General features: G+C 70.6%; 17 protein-coding genes. 11 read left to right on the top strand and 6 right to left on the bottom strand.

What is annotated here, in order from left to right; genetic code table 11:
• Window positions 1–82 precede the first annotated feature (82 nt).
• A complete protein-coding gene (locus QJS31_RS31550; protein ID WP_282777983.1) occupies window positions 83–1,303 on the top strand; it encodes a cytochrome P450 in 1,221 nt (406 codons plus the stop codon).
• Window positions 1,304–1,337: 34 nt separating this feature from the next.
• On the opposite strand, the gene QJS31_RS31545 is transcribed toward QJS31_RS31550, so the two are convergent.
• Window positions 1,338–2,147, bottom strand: a complete 810-nt coding sequence (locus QJS31_RS31545; RefSeq protein WP_282777981.1) for an SAM-dependent methyltransferase — start codon at window positions 2,145–2,147, stop codon at window positions 1,338–1,340.
• Window positions 2,144–3,490 (bottom strand): diguanylate cyclase domain-containing protein, encoded by a 1,347-nt coding sequence (locus QJS31_RS31540; protein ID WP_282777979.1) that lies wholly within the window; start codon window positions 3,488–3,490, stop codon window positions 2,144–2,146. The genes QJS31_RS31545 and QJS31_RS31540 overlap by 4 nt, the downstream gene beginning before the upstream one ends.
• A gap of 402 nt (window positions 3,491–3,892) precedes the next feature.
• Here QJS31_RS31540 and QJS31_RS31535 point away from each other — a divergent pair, with 402 nt between their 5' ends.
• Window positions 3,893–5,203, top strand: coding sequence for an acyltransferase (locus QJS31_RS31535; RefSeq protein WP_306358436.1), 1,311 nt, complete (start codon window positions 3,893–3,895; stop codon window positions 5,201–5,203).
• 62 nt (window positions 5,204–5,265) lie between these two features.
• On the opposite strand, the gene ligA is transcribed toward QJS31_RS31535, so the two are convergent.
• The 3 genes from ligA to QJS31_RS31520 all read right to left on the bottom strand — a co-directional run bounded on the left by ligA (window position 5,266) and on the right by QJS31_RS31520 (window position 9,276).
• Complete coding sequence (gene ligA, locus QJS31_RS31530; protein ID WP_306358435.1) at window positions 5,266–7,257, bottom strand: NAD-dependent DNA ligase LigA; 1,992 nt, start codon at window positions 7,255–7,257, stop codon at window positions 5,266–5,268.
• Window positions 7,258–7,433: 176 nt separating this feature from the next.
• Window positions 7,434–8,279 (bottom strand): 3-hydroxybutyryl-CoA dehydrogenase, encoded by an 846-nt coding sequence (locus QJS31_RS31525; RefSeq protein ID WP_306358434.1) that lies wholly within the window; start codon window positions 8,277–8,279, stop codon window positions 7,434–7,436.
• Between the two features lie 64 nt (window positions 8,280–8,343).
• Window positions 8,344–9,276 carry an ADP-ribosylglycohydrolase family protein gene (locus QJS31_RS31520; RefSeq protein ID WP_282777970.1) on the bottom strand — a complete coding sequence of 311 codons (933 nt, stop codon included), beginning with the start codon at window positions 9,274–9,276 and terminating at the stop codon, window positions 8,344–8,346.
• Between the two features lie 200 nt (window positions 9,277–9,476).
• Between QJS31_RS31520 and QJS31_RS31515 the strand changes: the two genes are divergently transcribed.
• Window positions 9,477–10,379 carry an alpha/beta hydrolase gene (locus tag QJS31_RS31515; RefSeq protein WP_306358433.1) on the top strand — a complete coding sequence of 301 codons (903 nt, stop codon included), beginning with the start codon at window positions 9,477–9,479 and terminating at the stop codon, window positions 10,377–10,379.
• Between the two features lie 137 nt (window positions 10,380–10,516).
• Here QJS31_RS31515 and QJS31_RS31510 read toward each other — a convergent pair whose 3' ends face one another.
• Window positions 10,517–10,732: a DUF6480 family protein gene (locus QJS31_RS31510; RefSeq protein WP_280358011.1), complete on the bottom strand. Its 216-nt coding sequence runs from the start codon at window positions 10,730–10,732 to the stop codon at window positions 10,517–10,519.
• A 345-nt stretch (window positions 10,733–11,077) separates the two neighbouring features.
• Here QJS31_RS31510 and QJS31_RS31505 point away from each other — a divergent pair, with 345 nt between their 5' ends.
• The 8 genes from QJS31_RS31505 (at window position 11,078) to QJS31_RS31470 (ending at window position 19,833) form a co-directional block, all read left to right on the top strand.
• Complete coding sequence (locus QJS31_RS31505) at window positions 11,078–11,371, top strand: NADH-quinone oxidoreductase subunit A (RefSeq protein ID WP_282778009.1); 294 nt, start codon at window positions 11,078–11,080, stop codon at window positions 11,369–11,371.
• A 20-nt stretch (window positions 11,372–11,391) separates the two neighbouring features.
• The gene (locus QJS31_RS31500; protein WP_306358432.1) at window positions 11,392–12,810 is read left to right on the top strand and encodes a hypothetical protein; all 1,419 of its coding nucleotides are present in this window, start codon (window positions 11,392–11,394) and stop codon (window positions 12,808–12,810) included.
• Entirely contained in the window at window positions 12,803–13,726 is a 924-nt protein-coding gene (locus QJS31_RS31495) for a complex I subunit 1 family protein (RefSeq protein ID WP_306358431.1), read from the top strand. Before QJS31_RS31500 ends, QJS31_RS31495 begins: the two co-directional genes overlap by 8 nt.
• 18 nt (window positions 13,727–13,744) lie before the next feature.
• Window positions 13,745–14,308 (top strand): NADH-quinone oxidoreductase subunit J, encoded by a 564-nt coding sequence (locus QJS31_RS31490; RefSeq protein WP_306358430.1) that lies wholly within the window; start codon window positions 13,745–13,747, stop codon window positions 14,306–14,308.
• Complete coding sequence (nuoK, locus tag QJS31_RS31485) at window positions 14,305–14,607, top strand: NADH-quinone oxidoreductase subunit NuoK (protein WP_306358429.1); 303 nt, start codon at window positions 14,305–14,307, stop codon at window positions 14,605–14,607. The genes QJS31_RS31490 and nuoK overlap by 4 nt, the downstream gene beginning before the upstream one ends.
• 4 nt (window positions 14,608–14,611) lie before the next feature.
• Window positions 14,612–16,543, top strand: a complete 1,932-nt coding sequence (locus tag QJS31_RS31480) for a proton-conducting transporter membrane subunit (RefSeq protein ID WP_306358428.1) — start codon at window positions 14,612–14,614, stop codon at window positions 16,541–16,543.
• A 340-nt stretch (window positions 16,544–16,883) separates the two neighbouring features.
• Window positions 16,884–18,377, top strand: a complete 1,494-nt coding sequence (locus tag QJS31_RS31475) for a NuoM family protein (protein WP_306358427.1) — start codon at window positions 16,884–16,886, stop codon at window positions 18,375–18,377.
• Between the two features lies 1 nt (window position 18,378).
• Window positions 18,379–19,833, top strand: coding sequence for an NADH-quinone oxidoreductase subunit N (locus QJS31_RS31470; protein ID WP_306358426.1), 1,455 nt, complete (start codon window positions 18,379–18,381; stop codon window positions 19,831–19,833).
• Window positions 19,834–19,990: the final 157 nt, after the last annotated feature.

Raw genomic sequence — 19,990 nt, 5'->3', positions numbered from 1 at the left:
GCTGGGCGCGGGGAACACCACGACGCGCCAGTATGGACTGGACGTGGTTCACTTCTGATGATCATGTGTCACAGGAGGTTCCGTGCCGTCTCTGCCCCCCGGTTTCGATTTCACCGATCCGGACCTGCTCGCCCAGCGGCTGCCCGTCGAGGAGTTCGCCGAATTGCGCCGCACCGCACCGGTGTACTGGAATCCGCAGTCCGACGCCAGCAGCGGATTCGACACCGGCGGCTACTGGGTCGTCACCAGACTCGAGGACATCAAGGAGATTTCGCGGAACCCGGAGGTGTTCTCCGCCGAGGAGAACACCGCGGTCATCCGGCAGCCCAGCGATGCGACCCGCGCGGAGATCGAGATCCAGCGCGCGATGCTGCTGAATATGGACCCGCCCAAGCACACTCGGTACCGGCGCATCATCGCCAGGGGATTCACCCCGCGCGCGGTGGAGTCGCTGCGGGGTGCGCTGCGAGCACGTGCCGAGCGAATCGTGCGGGAGGCCAGGGCATCCGGGGGCGGCGACTTCGTCGAGCAGGTCGCCAGTGAGCTGCCGGTGCAGGCTATCGCGGAGCTGTTGGGCGTACCGCAGGACGATCGCGCGCAGCTGTTCGAGTGGACCAATCAGATGATGGGATACGACGATCCGGACTACGAGGGTGATCACCGGATGGCCACCGCCGGGGTCATGGGGTACGCGTGGAACCTCGCCGAGCGCAAGCGCGGCTGCCCGGCCGACGATATCGCCACCGCACTGCTGCGGGCCGATGTCGACGGCGCTGGCCTGACCTCGGAGGAGTTCGCGTGGTTCGTGGTGCTGCTCATCGTCGGCGGCAACGAAACCACCCGCAATGCCATCACCCACGGCATGAAGGCGTTCGTCGACCATCCGGAGCAGTGGGAGATCTACCGGTCGCGGCGTCCACGCACCGCGCCCGACGAGATCGTGCGCTGGGCGACCCCCGTGGTGGCGATCCAGCGCACCGCCCTGCGCGACACCGAGATCGGCGGCCAGCCCATCGCGAAGGGGGACCGGATCGGATTGTTCTACGCCTCGGCCAATTTCGACGAGTCCGCGTTCGACGACCCGTTCCGGTTCGACATCCTGCGTGAGCGCAATCCGCACGTCGCCTTCGGCGGCTCCGGCAATCATCACTGCGCCGGTGCCAATCTGGCCCGCCTGGAGATCGACCTGATGTTCGACACCATTGCCGACGTGATGCCCGACCTGCGGGAGATCTCCCCACCCGTGCGGCTGCGTTCGGGCTGGCTGAACGCGATCAAGAGCTGGAAGGTCGCCTACGAGTGACCGATTCGGTGCGCGGGCATCGACGTCGGCGTGGTCACCGGGTCATGCCGACGCCCGCGTAGTCGTGGAAGCGGTTGGTGGCCGGTTCGGCGGGCTCCTCGGTGTCGGGTCGCCAGCGCTCGAGAGTCACCAGACCGGGTTCGAGGAGTTCGAATCCGTCGAACAGCGCGCGCACCCGATCGTAGGGGCGCAGCTGGAGTGGGGTGGGCGTGGCGCGGGTCATATCGATGACGCCCCGCACCGCCTCGGGTGGTCCGTCGCTGCTGAAGTGCGACAGGGCCAGGTAGCTGCCCTTCGGCAGGGCGTCGCGGATGCGGGCGATCAAACCGGCGGGGTCGGCGGAGTCGGGGATGAAATGCAGGATGGCCACCAGCAGTACGGCCACGGGCTGGTCGAAGTCGATCAGTCCACGGATATCCGGGTCGGCGAGAATATCGTCGATACTGCGGAAATCGCCGTGCACCGCAACGGTATTCGGCACGTCGGTCAGCAGCGACCGGCTCATCGACACCGCGACCGGGTCGATGTCCACATAGGCGACCCGTGCGGCCGGGTCGAGCGCCTGGACGACCTCGTGCACATTGCCGGAAGTGGGGATGCCGGAACCGATGTCGAGGAACTGCCGCACCCCGGCACGGCTCAGCTCCAGGGTCGCGCGGCGCAGGAAGGCGCGGTTGGCGCGCATGATCGAGGGCAGCTCCGGCCACAGCACCGAGCCACGGCGCACGAATTCGCGGTCGACCTCGAAATTGTGCATGCCGCCGACGCAGTAGTCGTAGATGCGCGCCGCGCACGGGACGGTGGGGTCGACGGTGGGCGGGGCCCAGTCGGGAAGCGTGGTCATGGGGATACGCGTCTTTCGGTCGTCGTGATCGGATCGGTGTCGAGGGTCCAGGTGCCGCGCCGGCGGGATTTGGCGCGGTAGAGGCCGCGGTCGGCGGCGGCGATCAAGGTGTCGAGGTCACCGGAGTCGGTACGGCGCACAGTGACTCCCACGCTGCCGGAGACAGCGATCGCCTCGTCGTCGAGCGGGATCGGTTCGGCCAGCGCGGTGATCAGCGCGTGCGCGGTGGCGATCACATCCGGGGTGGTCGTCGGCGGGGTGATCAAGACGACGAACTCGTCACCGCCGAGCCGGACCAGCAACCGGCCGGGGCAGCCCGCCCGCTCGCGCAGCCGCTCGGCCACCGCGATCAGCAGCCGGTCGCCGACGCCGTGCCCGTTGCGGTCGTTGACCTGTTTGAAGCCGTCCAGATCCAGCAGGCACAGGCCGACCAGTTCGGTCGCGGTGCGTTCTCGGACGGCGGCGAACTCCTCGGCCAGCAGCAGCCGGTTGGGCAGCCCCGTGAGCGGATCGTGCCGCGCCTGGTGATGCAGCGCCGACTGCACGCGTCGCCGCTCGGTGACATCCTCGCCGATGGCGAGCAGATAGTCCTGGCCGTCGCCGATACCGGTCACGAAGGTCACCGCCAGTGCGCCCCACAGCCATTCGCCGTCGGCGGTGCGGAATCGCTTCTCGAAGCGGACGGTTCCGGCACCGGAGGTGACCAGGTCCCGGTAGATCATCTCCTGTACGTCGGGCAGGTCGTCGGGGTGCAGATAGTCCAGGACGGCCGTGCCGAGCAGGCGTTGCACCGGCAGTCGCAGCATGGCGCACAGTGCGGCGTTGGCGTCGATGATCCGGCCGAAGACGTCACCGACGGCGATGGCGGCGGGAGCGTTGTCGAAGATGACGCGGAAGCGTTTCTCGCTGGCCTGCAAGGCTTCCGCGGTGGCATGCCGGGCCTCGGCGATGCCGCGCATGATCGCCTCCTGCTCGGCGAGGGTGCGCTCGCGCAGGGCGTCGGCGTATCCGGTGCCCAGGCCGCCGATGAGTTCGGTCAGGCGGGCGCGATAGGTGTACTCCGGCAACCGGTGCAGCAGGGTGGGTAGTCGGTTCAGCACGGCGGCGGAGCGGGTGACGACGACGGGTGCGCTGTAGCCCATCTCCACCAGGCCGATTCCGACCTTGGATCCGGTGTCGGGAGCGAAGCCCTCCCGGTCGAGCGCCGCCGCGAGCTGCCGCACCCACTCCGATAGCGTGTCTTCCACCTCGTCGGCCGACCTGGGTACGAAGCTGGTGTCCGACAGCGCTTTTCGCCAGTGACGGGCCAGGCTGCGCACTTCGGCACCGTCGATCGGTCCCACCCGCGTCCTCTCCCTGTCCCGGCCGAGGTCGGTCGGCCGATCACCTCGTTCTACCAGACGCCGCCAGGCTCTGCCCGAAAAGGACTGGACGTCACGAATATTGCTGCGCCACAGCGGAAGCGGATCACCCGCCGACATGCGGCAGGTGAACATGCGTTCTCGTGCGTGCCGGGCGCTGATCCGCGGCGGCCCACCTCGACCGCCGGGGCGGAGTCCGTTGTCACGGCTCCGGCGCGATGGTTGTCGAGGTGGGCTCGCGTAGGACTCCTGAATCCATCGCGCCTCGGTCGATGTGATGGACAGGTCCCCGATGATCGGCGCGGGCGGGCGGATCATGTATTCGACATCCATTGCCCGACGCGTTGTCGCCTCGTGTTCAGGCGGTGCGGGTAGTCCACAAGCATGGTCGAAGGACGCGGGGTGGTGCGCGGGGCGGCGATGTCACGCGGGCTCGAGCGGGATTGGACCATCGAATTCGCGCGGGCCTTCGCGATCGGCGTCGTGGTGGTCGTGCACTGGATCTCGATCCGGGTCACCGTGGTGGACGGGACGGTGCGTGGGGAGTCCGCGCTGTCCGGGCGGCCGGTCTGGGTGCTGAGTTGGTTCATCCAGGTGATGCCGCTGTTCTTTCTCGCGGGCGGGTTCGCCAATGCGCGCATCGTGGATCGCCATCAGAGCTACGGCGCGTATCTCGGGGCGCGGGCGCGGCGGTTGGTGACGCCGTTGCTGGCGCTGTTCGCGATCGTCGTTCCGCTCGGTGCGGCAGTCGGCTCGGTGTCCGAACGGGCCGCCGCCGTACTGGCCGACATCGTGGCCAGTCCCCTGTGGTTTCTCGCGATCTACCTGGTCGCGGTGATGGTGGCGCCGATCGCCGTCTGGGTGCACGACATGGCGGCCTGGGTGCTGCCGGTGACGCTGCTGCTGGGCGCGCTGGCCGTCGACGCGGCACGGTTCGGCGGTGACGGGCGCTGGGCCGACTGGAACCTGCTGCTCGTCTGGCTGTTCTGCCACCAGCTCGGAATCATCTACGCCCGAGGGACATTGCGGCGCATCGCGAGCGGAGGACTCGTTCTCACCGCCGTCGCCGGTGCCGCCGTGCTCGCGGTCATGGTGTTGCTCGGGCCGTACCCGCCGACCACGCTCGGCATGGCGGACGCGCCGGTGTCCAATCTGTCGCCGCCCACCGCGGCGATGGCGGTGCTGGCGGCGGTGCAGCTCGCCGTGCTGGCACTGGTGGACCGGCGCGTGCGCGGGCGGACACCGGCGGGGCCGGTCGGTCGGGGAGTCCGCGCTGTCACGGAAATGCTGATGCCGCTCTACCTGTGGCACATCCCGGTCATCGCGGTGCTGACCGCCCCGGCGCTCGCGCTCCCGGCCCTGTTGCCGAGCGATCCCGGCACCTGGTGGGCGTTGCGTCCGCTGTGGATCATCGCCGGTGCGGCCGTGCTGTTCTGCGTGGCTCGCGCGGCCATGCGCTGGGAGTCGTTCTGCGCACGCTATGCCGCTCGCACCGCGCCCGTACCGGTCGTGGTCGGTGCGGCGACGGCCGCCGCCGGGATCTTCCTGCTGTGGCGGCACGGCGTCGCTCCGCACGGTGTGGCGGCCTGGGCGGTCTGCCTGGTGGTTGTCGCGGCCGCCTTGCTGGGCACCCTCCGGCGGGTGGGGGACGACACGTCACTCACCCGCCCGGAGGCCGGTACGACACGACAGTGACTGTGCGCCGCGCGCCGCCACGGATCGAGTGGAGTACCGGATCTCCGCCCGGTCCAGGGCGATCAGACGATGTTCGCCTCGATCAGCATGGTCCAGATCGTGCCCTGGTCGACGACCTCGACGCCGAGCTTCTCCGCCTTGGTCAGCTTGGCGTCGCCGACGCCCGCTCCGGTGATGAGCAGGTCGGTGTTCGCCGAGACCGAGGAGGCGGCGGTGGCCCCGGCCTTCTCGCACAGGCGCTGGAAGGTCGGGCGGGCGACCTTCTCGCCGGAGCGGGGGTCGCTGATCGCGCCGGTGATGACCACGGTCTTGCCCGCCAGGGGAGCGCCCGCCGCCACGACCGGAGGCAGGTCCTCCTCGCGGACGTCGAGGGAGACGCCCGTCGCGCGCAGCCGTTCCAGTTCCGGGCGCAGCCGGGTGAGGTGGGTGACGAGGGAGGCGGCGACCTTCGCGCCGATGTCCTCCACCGCCACCAGGCGCTCCTCGCCCGCGTCGGCCACCTCCTCCAGGGAGCCGAATCCGGAGCGAGCCAGGCGGGCGGCGGTGCCGTCGGAGGCCATCGGGATCGCCAGTCCGATCAGGGCGCGGCGCAGGCCGACCGCGCGGCTGGCGTCGATCGAATCGATCATGCGCTGCGCGGAGACCTCGCCGATGCGGTCGAATTCGAGCAGGCGCTCCTTGGTGAGCGTGTAGAAGTCCGAGGGGTTGGTCAGCATGCCCGCCTCGGCCAGCCGCTCGATCCACACCGGTCCGATGGCGTCGATGTCGGCGGCCGCCCGCGAGGCCCAGTGGATGAGCCTGCGCACCGTCTGCGCCGAACAGGACACGTTGGTGCAGAACAGTTCTCGGCTGTTGCCCTGTTCGGTCACCGGCTGCTCGCAGGAGGGGCAGGCGGTGGGCGGCACGATCTCGCGTTCGGAGCCCGTGCGTTTCGCGGCGTCGAGCACGCCCGCCACGAACGGGATCACATCGCCCGCGCGACGCACCAGCACCGTGTCACCGATCTTGATATCGCGGGCTCGGATCACCTCCTGATTGGCCAGGGTGGCCTTGGTGACCGTGGTGCCGCCCACGAACACCGGCTCCAGCCAGGCGACCGGGACGATCTTGCCGGTCTTGCCCACATCCCAGACCACGTCGGCCAGTAGCGTCGTCTTCTCCTCGGCGGCGAACTTGAACGCCAGCGCGCCGCGCGGGGAGTTCGAACGGGTTCCGGCCGCGGCGTAGGCGTCGCGGTCGGCCAGCCGCAGCACCGCGCCGTCCAGGTCGTAGTCCAATGCGTTGCGGCCCTGCTCGATGGCGGCGATGGCGGCCTGCGCCTGCTCGGCATCGGTGCAGTGGCTCATCCGCGCGCCCGCGATACCCAGCGCCGTCAGGCCCTCCTCCAGGTCGAGCGCGGCCCCACCCTCGGAGGTGTCCAGGTCGAACCCGAAGAACCGCAGCCGCCGTTCGGCCACGGTGGCCGGATCCTTGGCGCGCAGCGTGCCGGCGGCGGCATTGCGCGGGTTGATCAGCGGTTTGTCCGGATGCGCGGTGTTGTAGGCGGCGAAGGTCGAGCGCAGCATCACCGCCTCGCCGCGCACCTCCACCCGACCCGGCACGTCGATCCGCTCGGGCACGCCGTCGACCAGAGCGCGGACCAGCACGGTCACATCGTCGCCGGTGGTGCCGTCGCCCCGGGTCACGGCTCGGGTCAGCCGTCCGTCCTCGTACACCAGCGACAGCGACAGGCCGTCGAGTTTCGGCATCACCACCACCGGCTGGCCGGGGAAGCGGTTGAAGAACGCCTCCACCTGCTCGGGCGTGGTCGCCTTCTCCAACGACAGCATGGGACGCGCGTGCCGGATCGGGGCGTGCAGCACAGTGGGCGCGCCGACCTGCTCCAGCGGATTCGGATCGGGCGTCAGCTCCGGATGCGCCGCGACCAGATCGCGGAGTTCGTCCTCGATCGCGTCGTACTCGGCGTCCGCGACCAGCGGCGAGCCCTGATAGTAGGCATCACGCAGCACCATGATGCGGTCCGCGAGCTCTTGTATGCGTTCCCCAGTCTCCACAGCTGCTGACGCTACCCATACCGACCGACATCGACGGACCGGACGGCTCAACCGGCTCGACACGCTCGCGCTCGAGGGTGCACAGGCTGAGCACTCGGGGTACCGCCGGGCACGTGCCGAGTCCGTGGGCGGTTGGGCGGGGGCGGCGAACTCGGAGCCGCCGCCCCGGTCGGCCATCAGTAGGTGTAGAACCCGCGGCCGGTCTTGCGGCCGAGATAACCAGCGTCGACCATGCGGCGCAGCAGCACCGGCGGCGCGTACTGCGGTTCGCCGAATTCCGCGTACAGGGATTCCGCGACGGCGAGGGTGACGTCGAGGCCGACGGTGTCGGTCAGGCGCAGCGGCCCCATGGGGTGGGCGCAGCCGCTGACCATGCCCTCGTCGATATCCTCGGCGCTGGCGAAACCGGTCTCGTACATGCGGATCGCGCTGCACAGGTAGGGGATCAGCAGGGCGTTGACGATGAACCCGGCCTGATCCTTGGATTCGATGGTGCGCTTGCCCAGGACGTCGCGGGCGTAGGCGGTCACCTTGTCGGCGACCTCGCGGTCGGTCTTGAGCGTCACCACGACCTCGACCAGCGGCAGCACCGGGACCGGGTTGAAGAAGTGCACGCCCACCACGCGGTCCGGATTGGCAGTGGCGTTGGCCAGCCGGATCACCGGGATCGAGGAGGTGTTGGTGGCCAGGATGGTCTCGGGGGAGACGATGCCGTCCAGCTTGGTGAAGAAGTCCGTCTTCAGCGACTCGATCTCCGGGGCCGCCTCGATGACCAGCTCGCGGTCGGCGAAATCGTCGATGGCCGTGGTGAGGGTGATGCGGGCGCGGGCCTCGTCGGCGGCGGCCTGCTCGAGCCGGCCCGACTTGACCGCCCGCGCCAGGGACTTCTCGATGCGGGCCACAGCGGCGTCGGCCGCCTCGGTGTCGCGCTCCAGAACCAGGACCGATCCGCCGGCGCGTGCCGCCACCTCCGCGATACCGGCACCCATGGTTCCGCCACCGATGACTCCGATGCGTTGCACTGTCGCTGTCTCCTTGTACTCGGGATTCTCGCCGACCATCTTGCTCGATCGGGCGCACCCGCCTTCACGTGGGCGCGGGTTGTGAGCGCTCCGCGCCGGTCGCCCAGGTCGGCAGCGGCTCGCGCGCCGACAGCCAGGACGGTGGCACTCCGCGGACGCCGTCCCCGGTTCCGACTCCGGTGTGGGCCGCCACGATGCCGCCGACGATGGCGGCCGTGGTGTCCACATCGCCCCCGGCCTCGACGCACGCGGTGACGGCGGCCGGATAGTCGTCGAGGAAGGTGGCCGCCGCCCACAGCGTGAACGGCACCGTGTCCTGCGCGCTGACCTGAGCGCCGTTGCCGAGCTCATAGGCCGCTTCGGCGACCGATCGGCCGAGCAGACGTCGGGCGCGGCGAAGGCCGTCCGAGGTGCGGCCGTCGATCAGGTACGGCTCCATCGCTTCCAGCAGTTCGCTTGGTGGACAGTGTTTTCCGCGGGTAGCCGCCGCGTGGCTCGCCGCGACGGCGACGAGCATGGCGGCCAGGATCGCTTCCGGGTGCCGGTGGGTAACCTCGGCCGAGCGTGCGCTCTGGGCCGCCGCACGGTCCGGATCCCCGGCGAAACGCGCGCCCAGCGGAGCGACCCGCATCGCCGCTCCGTTCCCCCAGGAGCCGCGTCCGTCGAACAGCGCGCCGGCGGCGTCGGACCAGGGGCGGCCGTCGCGAATCTGGTGCAGCACGACGACGGTGCCGCCGCTGTAGCCGCGGTAGGGCTCGCAGCGGTCGGCGAAGGCCGCCGCCAACGCGTCGCGGTCGATATGGTCCCGGGAGCGGAGCTGCGCGTAGATCGAGCAGGCCATTTCGGTGTCGTCGGTCCACGGCCACGGACCGGCCGGTGGACGACCGGCGAGTAGCTCGGGTACCGAACGCCCCGGAACGAAGAATTGCGCGCCCAGCGCATCACCTACGGATAAGCCGTCGAGACTGTCCCGAGCGGCATCGGTAATCAATGACATACCGCTGCCATGGTGCCAATCACGCAATGCCATCGCAATAGCCGCGGCCATCGCAATACCCGCCGAGGCCGGCCTCCGGTGGAGTCGCGGATGCGTTCCAAGGGCACCCACAAGTGCCTTCTACCGATGTCTCAGGTGCGGGCCTAGTGTCGAATCCGACGAGAAGACAGAGGTTTTCGACACGGATCGGGAGAGCCGACATGACAGTCACGACAGTTCCGTTCACGTTCACCCGCGATGGCGATCGGCTGGTGGGCACGTTGTATCTGCCGGAGGGGGAGCCGACGGCGGTGGTGGTCACCACCGGGCCGTTGACGTCGGTGAAGGAACAGGCGGCGGGGGTGTACGCGGCGGCGCTGGCGCGGCGGGGGTTCGCGGCGCTGGCGTTCGATCACCGCACCTTCGGGGAGAGCGAGGGGACGCCGCGGCAATTGGAGGATCCGCTGGGCAAGGCCGCCGATATCGGAGCGGCGGTATCGGCTCTGGAGCAGGACGAGCGGTGCGCGGGGAAGCCGATTGTCGCGCTGGGTGTGTGCGCCGGGGGCGGGTATATGGCGCGGGCGGTTGCCGACGATCCGCGCATCCGCGCCTTCGCCGGGGTGGCGGGGGTGTACCCGGATACCGCGGCCGCGCCGCCCGATCCCGCTGTGGTCGAGCGCGGACGGCTGGCCCGGGAGCGGCGGCTGGCCACCGGAGAGGTCGAGAGCATTCCGGCGGTCGCGGCCGACAACGGTGATGTCGCGATGCCGCTGCGCGAGGCATTCGAGTACTACGGCACCGAACGCGGAGCCGTGCCCAACTACACGAATGCCTTCGCCGTCGAATCCTTCGAACACTCAGCCGTTTTCGACGCACAGGAAGCCGCCGCCCGACTGGCCGTACCGTTCCTGCTCGTGCACTCCGAGCACGCGCTGGTCCCGCCGTGGGCGCGCGCCTGCTACGCGGCGGTGACATCACCGAAGTCCGAACTGTGGCTGGACTCGGTCGGCCAGATCGACTTCTACGACGACCCCCGGCTGATCGACGCGGCCGCGGACGCGGCGGGCGCGCTGTTCCGCGACGCGGTAGCCCCGGCCGACGACCAGGTGCGCAGCAACGTCTGACCGGGTCATCCCGATGTCGGGCCGCGGGCCGACGGCGAGCGCGGTCGGCCCACCGCACGACGGTGGCCGGTCCGTCGCGGCGGGCCGTACCGACCCGGTGGGCACCGCGCCGCCCGACGTCGCGGCGGCGGCCGCGCTCAGTTGACGGCGATGGCGATGGCGACCACCACGAATACCGCCACGATCAGGAGGATCGCGGCGATCGCGAGGACTCCGGTGGGTGGGAAGTGGTGGCGCGTGCGGGGCTCCGGGGCGGAGAGGCCGGAGGTTTGCGGGGTGTCGGGCGGGGTGGAGCCGGGGGCGACTCCGCCGCCGGGTTCGAGGTCGGGGGTGCGCTCGGGGGCGGGATCCATGGACACGACTGCTGACAACTCCTCGTGGTCGACTGCGGTCCCCGGATGCGGGGCTGTCGGGATACGCATAGCTGTGCGTCGTGTGCCTCGGGTACCCGGCATCGGGGGAGCTAATCCGGATCGGTCGCGGGGGCGGGCGGTGCGCAGGGCGCTGGCGTGATATTGCGGCGTGGCGGTCGCCGTTTGGCCGGGTGCCAGCGGGGTACCGTCACCGGAGATGCCCTCTGGCCGGGGTGCTGGTGGTACGCGGTCGCGGGATCACGCGGCGGCTCGTACACGGACGGGAGGTGATCGCCGGTGGTGCCGCATCTGCTCGTACTGGTGGGGATCGTGCTGGTGTCCACGGTGGTGCTGTACGCGGCAGCCCGCGCCGTACGGCCCGCGCCGCAGGCGGAGCAGATGCCGTTCCTGTCGGGGGCGGCCCCGCGCGAGCACGCGGTGTCGCGGTATCACGTGCGGTGGTATGCGGTCACCATGCTGTTCCTGGCCTTCGATATGGAAATGGCCTACATGTATCCGTGGGCCGTGGTGGTCGCCGACCTCGGATTGAGCGCGGTGATCGAGATGTTCGGATTCCTGGCCGTGCTCATGGTCGCCGTCCTGTACGCCTGGCGTGAGGGGGCGCTGCGTTGGACCTGAGCGGATGGCTACGTGGCCGGATGGCGATCGTGCCGCTGCTGGCGGTCGCGCCGGGCGGGACGGGCGTGCGGATCGCCGTCGAACGTACGGCGCGGGAGAACGGATGGCGCTTCGCCGACAGCCCCGCCGCCGCCGACCTGCTGATCGTGGCGGGATACGGCGACCGAGAGTTCGAGGACCGCGTCGCGCGGGTCTACGCGGCCATGCCACGACCCAGGATTCGCGTGGACATCACCGATCCCGACCGAGCCGCTGCCGAACTCGCCGCCGCGAGCGAGCAGCTCACCTCCGGACCGGGAGATCAGGCAAGCGCCGACCCCGAGGGCGCGATCCCGCCGGAACCCGAACGTGCCCACCGCGCGATCGCTCCCGGCACCGACCCCGCAGCACAGGGTGATCTCGCCCCTCCCACCGACGATCCCACCGGCGGCGACCAGTCCGCTCCCGGCGCGGAGGGCGCGTCGCTTGACGACGACGAACCGGCAGCACCCGGTCGTACTGCCGAGCCGGGCCCGGCGGGTGAGCCACACGAACTCGGTGGCCACGGCGAGCATTCGGGCCACGGTGAGCATGCGGGTGCTGGTGGGCGTGTGGGTGACGACGAGCGCGTGGGTGACGGCGAGCATGCTGGCCATGGCGGGCATGCGGGTCACGGTGGGCACGAGCACGGGAGGATGGAGCTGCCGGGGGGATTGGCGATGGCCGAGCGGGGGGCGGATCGAGACGGGTTGGCGTTGGACGAGGTGACCGTGGTGCTGGGGCCGGTGCTGGCGTCGTGGCCCGCGGGGTTGGTGGTCACCGCGCGTGTGCAGGGCGGGATCGTCTCCAGTGCGACGGTTTCCACGCTGGCGCGGCCGGAGGGAGTCGAGGCGTATTGGCTGGGGCCGTGGATGGGGGGCGGCGGTGCGGTGCAGGGCGGCGGTGCGCGGCGGTGGTATGCGGCGCGGCGGGTGGATTCGGCGGCCACCCTGCTGTCCGTCGCGGGGTGGGAGGATGCCGCGGCGGCGGGGCGTCTGCTGCGAGACCGGGTCCTGACCGGCGGTCCAGGGGGTGCTGAGGAAGCGTTGGGGCACAGGTGGATTCGCCGGGTCCGGCGGTCCCGGACGCTGCGGTGGTCACTGCGCGGGGTGGGGACGATCGCGGACGGCCCCGGAATGCCGCCGGGTCTGGCCGGTGACACCGCGGATCGCCTCGACGCCTGGCTCACGGAGATCGGCCAGCTGTTGTCGAATCGCGCGAGCGTCGAGTGGAATGCGGCGATCGCCCGGCGCACAGCGGATTTCCCCGCGACGGAAACCACCCGCACGACCTGGACCCTGGCGGCGCTGCCGGAGCTTCTCGCCGGTGTCACGCTCGCGGAGGCGCGGTTGATCGTGGCCGGTCTCGATCCGGATCCGGACGTACTGTGTCACGCACCGCGGGAGGTCGTCCATGGTTGAGCTCGCACCGTGGTGGCTGACCGTGCTGCTGCCCGCCGGCGTGCTGGCCATGGCCTGGGGCACCGCCACGGCCGACGCCGTACTCCGCGCCCGTGCGGCGGGCGCGCCCGTCGCGGCGGCGGTGGGTGCACCCTGGCGAGCGGTGGTGTTGGGGCTGGTTCAGCAGCGTCGCCGGATCGTGGGCGCGGATGTACTCCTGTTGCGTACAGCCGGATTCGTCCTGCTGACGGCCGGGATACTGGCCGCCGCCCTGGTGCCGGTCGGCGGGGCCGTCGTGTTGGACGGCGGGGTGAGTCTGGTCTGGTTCAATGCGCTCGAGGTGGTGGCCTGGGTGGCGGTGTGGTCGGCGGGGTGGGGGTCGAACTGGGTGTTCGCGCTGGTGGGCGGATATCGGTTCGTGGCGCAGGGGGTGGCCTACGAGCTGCCGCACATGTTCGCGCTGACCTGCGCCGCTGTCGGGGCGGGCTCGTTGCGGATCGCGGATATCGTCGCGGCACAACAGGACCGGTGGTTCGTATTGATCATGCCGGTGGCCTTCGCGGTCTATCTGCTGTCGGTACCCGCCATGGCGTTCACCCGGCCGTTCGATGCCCCGGCGGGCACCGATCTCGCCGGGGGCGTATTCGCTGAGGTGTCGGGGCCGGACCGGCTGCTGTTGCGGGTGGCACGTCGGGTGCTGTTCGTGGCCGCGGCGGCCATGGCGGTGCCGCTGTTCCTCGGCGGCGGTGCGGGGCCGTGGCTGCCGGGCTGGCTGTGGACGCTGGTGAAAACCATTGCGGTGCTGGCGGTGCTGGTCTGGCTGGCTCGACGCTGGCCCACGATTCGCATGTCGCGCTATATGGAGGTGGCGTGGCTGGTGTTGTTGCCGCTCACCCTGGTGCAGGCCCTGGTGGTCTCGTTCCTGGTGCTGCGCTGAGCGACGGGAGGTCGGAAGATGCTGTCCCACATCCTGTTCTGGGTGTGCGCGGTGGGAGCCGTGGCCGCCGGGGTGGCGGTGTTCCGGGTGGATTCGATGGCGCGGGCCACCTTCGCGCTGCTGCTGTCGTTCCTGTTCGCGGCGGGCACCGTATTCCTGGTCGAACTGGCCTACCTCGGAGTCCTGGTGGTGCTCATGATGATCATGGAAATGGTGATCATGGTGCTGTTCATGGTCATGTACATGATGAATCCGGCCGGACTCATGCCGATGAGCATGGTGCACAACAAAATCGGTGCGCTCGTCAGCTCCGCCACGGTGTTCGTCGCATTGAGCGCCGTCGCACTGCTCGTCGACTGGCCGCGCCGTGAGCACGCACCGCCCGCCGACCCCACCCGTGCGCTGGGCGAGGCGCTGATGGGCTCGAAGATGCTGGTGATGATCATCGTCGGGCTGGTGCTCTTCACCACCATGGTCGCCACGGTGGTACTGGCCACGCACCGGGGGCGCTACGACCGTTACGGGGATCGGCTCGACCGCCGGATTCCCGACGATCCGGTCGAGGGCGGGGTGCGGCCGTGAACCTGCCCGAATTCCTGGTGTTGGCCGCCGCGCTGTTCAGCGTCGGGCTCTACGGCGTGCTGTCCCAGCAATCCATCGTGATGATCATGATGGGGCTCGAACTCATGATCAACGCGGTGCTCGTCGCCGCCGCCGCGTTCTGGTACTTCGCCTGGCCGACCGCCGACGCGCAGGTGCTGGTGGTAGTCGCGGTGACGGCCATGGCGGTGGAGATGGCGGCCGGATTCGCGGTGGTCACCGTCGTTTTCCGGGCGCGCGATATCGACACGGTGGACGATGCGACGGATCTGAGGGGGTGAGGCCGTGCTGTGGTCGCTGATCGCGCTGCCCGCCCTGACCGGGGCCGCGCTGCTGCTGTGCGGCCGCCGCGCCGACCGTCTCGCCCCCGCCGCCGCGCTGGCCGCCGCAGCGCTCACCACGGTGCTCGCGGTGTTGAATGCTGTTGGGCGGGGCGAGGTTTCGGTACCACTGCTGGCCGGTATCCCATTGTCGCTGGGCGTGGACGGGCTCTCCGCCGTCATGGTGGTGACGGTGGCGGCCATCGTAACCGCCGTGCTGGTCTTCGCCGCCGGAGACCTCGGCCCCGGGGAGGCGCTGGCCCGCTTCCACGGCCTCATGCTGCTGTTCGCCGCCGCCATGCTGGTCACGGTGACCGCGCGGAACCTGGTCACGTTGCTGCTGGCCTGGGAGATCATGGGTGCGGCATCGTACGCGCTCATCGGATTTCGCCGACACGATCCGTACCGGACCGCCTCCGGTCTGGTCGCCTTCCTCACCACCCGCGCCGGAGATCTGGGGTTGTATCTCGCCGCGGGCGCGGTGCTGGCCGGGGGCGCGTCCACACTCGCGCTGGACACCCTCCCCGACATCGGCGGCGGCTGGCGGGACGCGGCGGCCGCCGGAATCCTGGTAGCCGCGTTCGGGAAATCGGCGCAGCTGCCGTTCAGCTTCTGGCTGTCGCGCGCCATGGCGGGCCCAAGCCCGGTGTCGGCGCTGCTGCATTCGGCCACCATGGTGGCGGCGGGCGCGTACCTGCTGCTGCGCCTGGAACCACTCCTGGCTGCCACGTCCTGGGCGGGATCGGTCGCCGCCTGGGGTGGTCTGGCCACGGCCGTGGCGCTGGGTGCGGTGGCGGTGTGCCAGAGTGACCTCAAGCAGCTGCTCGCCGCGTCGACCTGCGCCCAGGTGGGGTTGATGGTGGCGGCCGCGGGCATGGGCGGCGTGGTCGCGGGGGCCGGTCATCTGGTGGCGCACGCGGCCACCAAGAGTTTGCTGTTCCTCGGCGCGGGCGCGTGGCTGACTGCCCTCGGCACGAGGAACCTGACCGGGCTGCGCGGTGCCGCACGCACGTATCCCGTTGTCGGCGTGACATTCACGATCGGTGCACTCAGCCTGGCCGGAGCGCCGCCGTTGGCGCTGTGGCCGACCAAGGAGGGAGTGCTGGCGGCCGCGCACGAGATATCGACACCGTTGTTCGTCGCCGGGTACGCCGCCGCCGTACTCGGTGCGCTGTACGCCGGGCGCGCACTGACGCTGGTGTGGTCGCGGCCGGTCGCCGCTACCGAGAAGCACTGGGACGGGGAGGAATCCGGATCCCGCCGGGTGAACGCCGCGCAGGCGCTGCCGCTGCCGCTCCTGGCCGCCGCCACCGTGCTGGGCGGTGCGGCGGCCCTGCCCGCGGTCCGAGCCGGTTTCGCCGACCTGTTGGGGACCTCGGCACCGTCGATCACCGGCCCGCAACTGCTGCTGTCGGGTGCGGTGGCGGCCGCCGCGGTCGCCGGGGTGGCCGCCGTGATCCGGTGGCGCGGCGACCTGCCCGCCCCCGGCGCGCTCGCCGGATGGCTGGGCCTGGAATCGGCGGTGCGGCGATGTGTGGTGGTCCCGGTGCTGGTCACGGCCCACGCACTGGCCCGATTCGACGATCGGGTGCTCGCCGCCGGGACCAGTTCGGCCGCGCGAGGTACCGTCGAATTCGCCAGGAGGCTCGGCGGTTTCGACGACCGGGTGCTGGCGGGAGCGGTGCGCGCGGTCGCCACCGCGGTGCTGGCGGCGGCCCGTGCGACCGCTCACGGCCCGGAACGAGCCATCGATCGTGGTGTCGGGGCCGCCGCTGCGGCCGCACGCGCGTTGGGCAGGTGGGCGCGAAGTCCGGAAACCGGTGCGGTGCATCAGTACTACGCCCAGGCGACAGTGCTCATGGTGCTGTTGGCAGCCGTGCTGCTGGTGTTGGCGTGAGGGGGAGCGTTGGGCGCCTGTGGTGCCCGGCCGCCTGTGCGGTGGGGGACGGCGGCTTCCGTGCGAACGGGGCGCGGGCTGTGCGACCAGCGGATCGCAGTGTTCGGGAGGCGGGCACGACGGAACGCGGAGATGAGCGGATGTGGGCCGGGCTTACGGGTTCGGTCGGCGCGGCGTGGGTTCGGGACGGTGTGTGGGGGCGTGGGTTCGGGCGGCACGAGTGGTGAGGACGAGAGCCACAGGCGGGGACAACGGACGACGCGGCGTGGCGGGCGGGGGTCGGTCGTGGCGATGAGTTCCCCACGCGGGCACGGGTGACCGAGACGAGAGGAGGTGCGAGATGATCAGTGTGCTGGTGTTCCTACCGCTGGCGGCGGCGCTGATCCTGGCCGCGGTACCCCGGCTGGGCGATCGTGTCGTCCGCTGGGTGTGGGTGGCGGTGAGCGCGGCCGAGGTCGTGCTGGTGGCGGTGCTGTGGTGGTCGTATCGGCGCACCCCGCCCGCATCCGGCCAGTTCGCCTTCGAGGAGCGGATCGCCTGGATTCCGAGCCTGCGCGCCAGCTATCACGTCGGGCTGGACGGATTCGGCCTGCCGCTGGTCGCCATGACCACGGTGCTGTTCCTGGCCTGCGCGGTCTACTCGCTGCGCGAGACGCGCCGGGTGCGCTGGTTCGCGGCGCTGTTCCTGTTCCTGGAGACCGTCTGCCTGGGGGTGTTCGTCTCCCTGGATCTGGTGCTGTTCTTCGTCTTCTTCGACCTGTCGATCGTGGGCATGTACTTCGTGATCAACGGGTGGGGGCACGGGCAGGCGCGCCGGGCGGCATTGCAGTTCTTCCTCTACACCTTCATCGGATCGCTGGCGCTGCTGCTCGGCTTCATCGTCCTGTACCTGTCCGCCGACCCGCACACCTTCGACATCGTCGAGCTGACCGCCGCCAACCCCCTGGCGGACAACGCGGTGCGCGGCTCGATCGCGCTGGCGGCCATCGTGCTCGGACTGGCGGTCAAAACGCCGACCGTGCCCTTCCACACCTGGTTGCCGCCCGCGCACACCGAGGCACCGGCCGCCGGTTCGGCGGTGCTCGCCGGTGTCCTGCTGAAACTGGGCACCTACGGTTTCGTGCGCATCGCCATGCCGCTGCTGCCGGAGGCGTGGCGGCGCTACGCCCTGGCCGTGGTGATCGTGGGCGTGGTGAGCGTGCTCTACGGCGCGCTGGTCGCGCTGGCGCAGCGGAACTTCAAGCGCATGATCGCCTACACCTCGGTCAATCACATGGGCTACATCCTGCTCGCCCTGGGCGCGGCCGGGCTGCTGGCGGGCAACTCGGAACAGGCTCGCGCACTGGCGATTACGGGCGCGGTCACGCAGATGGTCAGCCACGGGCTCATCACCGGCGCGCTGTTCCTCATCGCGGGCGTGCTGTACGCCCGGCGCGAGACCTACGACCTGGACGCCTTCGGCGGTCTCGCCGCCGCGGCCCCGGTGTTGGCGGCGGCCACGGCGGTCGCGTCCATGGCCTCGCTCGGCCTGCCCGGCTTCTCCGGGTTCATCGCCGAATTCCAGGTATTCCTGGGCTCTTTCGCACCCGCGCCGGTACTCACCGCCATCGCGCTCACCGGCATCCTGATCACCGCGGCGCTGCTGCTGCGGGCGTATCAGAGCATCTTCCTGGGGCCGAAGCGCATCGGCGAGTTCACCGATGTCACCGCGCCCGAGGCCTGGTCGATCATCCCGCTGCTCGCCGGATCCCTCGTCATCGGGCTGGCTCCACGCTTCCTGCTGGATGTGATCGAACCGTCGGCACGGGTGCTCGGGCTGCTGGTGGAGGGCTGACGTGGGGACCGACAGCGCGGCCCACGGAGGTGTCGCGGTGCTCGCCGCGAGCGGTGGCATGGGCGCGGATCTGGCGGCGCTCGCCCCGGAGGCGGCGCTGGCCCTCGCCGCGGTGCTGGGTCTGCTGCTCGGCTCGTTCCTGCCGCGCACCCGGCAGTGGCCGGTTCGGCTGCTCGCCGCTGTCGCCGCGATCACGACACTGGTGACGACGGTCGCGGTCTGGAACAACCCGCCCGCCACCATCTTCGAGGCCACCTACGACATCGACACCGCCACCAACGCCGTGCGTCTGACGGTGGCCGTTTCCCTACTGCTGATCCTGGCCCTGTCGTGGCCCGGCACCCGGGCCGCCGCCCGCGAATCCGAATTCGTGGTGCTGCTGACCCTGGCCGGACTCGGCGCGGTGTTGCTGGCCGGAGCCGCCGATCTGCTGGTGCTGATCACCGCGTACCTGCTGGCGAGTATTCCGCTGTACGCGCTCACGGCCTTCGAGAAGGACTCCGCGGGGGTGGAGGCCGCCCTCAAGTACTACCTGCTCGGCGCGTTGTTCGGCACCACCATGCTGCTGGGCGCGGCCCTGGTGCTCGGCGCGGGCGGAGCGACCACCTATACTGCGCTGGCCGAGGCCGCGCCGACGGCCCCGCGCGCCGCCCTGGCGGTGGGCGCGGTCGCACTGCTGGGCGCGCTGCTGTTCAAGGCCGGGGCGGTACCGGCGCACTTCTGGGTGCCCGACGTCACCCAGGGCACCCATCCCGCCGTGGCCGCCGTGGTCACCACCGTGCCGAAACTCGGTGCCATCGTGGCGATCTCACGATTCGGCACGGTGGTGTCGGCGGACGGGGAGCTGCGCTGGGGGGTGCTGATCGCGGTCATCGCCGCCGCCACCATGACCCTGGGCAACCTCGCCGCCTTCTTCCAGACCGATGTGCGCCGCCTGCTCGCCTACTCCACCGTCAGCCAGGCCGGATACCTGCTGGTCGGCGTCGCCGCCGTGCGCGGGTCGGAGTTGGCCGTGCCCGCGATCCTGCTGTATCTGGCCGCCTACGCGGTCACCAATCTCGGTGCCTTCGCGGTGGTGTGCGCGCTGCCCGACCGGCGCGCCCTCGGTGACTACACCGGGCTGCTGCGGCGTCGACCCGGGCTCGCAACGGCGTTGCTGGTGTGCCTGTTCGGCCTGATCGGCACCCCGCCCACCGCTGTGTTCGTCGGCAAGCTGACCGTCTTCAGCGCGGCCTTCGACGCCGGGCTGGGCTGGTTGGCCGTGCTGGCGCTGGTCAATACGGTCGCCAGCGTCTTCTACTACCTGCGCTGGGTGGTTCCGGTCGTGCGCGGCGGCGGCGATATCGAACCGTCCCCGCCGGCCGCGGCCGCCGTCACCGCCTACGCGGCGGCCGTGCTGTCCGTGCTGATCGGCCTGCTCGCCGGACCGGTCTGGGACGCACTGGAATTCGGATAGCGGCTGTGCTGATTGGGCTGCCCGCTGTGCTGATTGGGCTGCCCGCTGTGCTGATTGGGCTGCCCGCCGTGCTGATTGGGCTGCCGCCGTCCTGATCGGGCCTGCCCGCCGAGCCGCGCTGGATTTCCCGTAGCGCAGCCGGTGCCGCTGACGATCG

Origin of the sequence: Nocardia sp. CC213A (assembly GCF_030766805.1) — a bacterium.
In the GTDB taxonomy this organism is placed as follows: Bacteria; Actinomycetota; Actinomycetes; order Mycobacteriales; family Mycobacteriaceae; genus Nocardia; species Nocardia otitidiscaviarum.
Note: the sequence above shows the minus strand (reverse complement) of the source record. Positions and strands in the feature narration are given on the sequence as shown.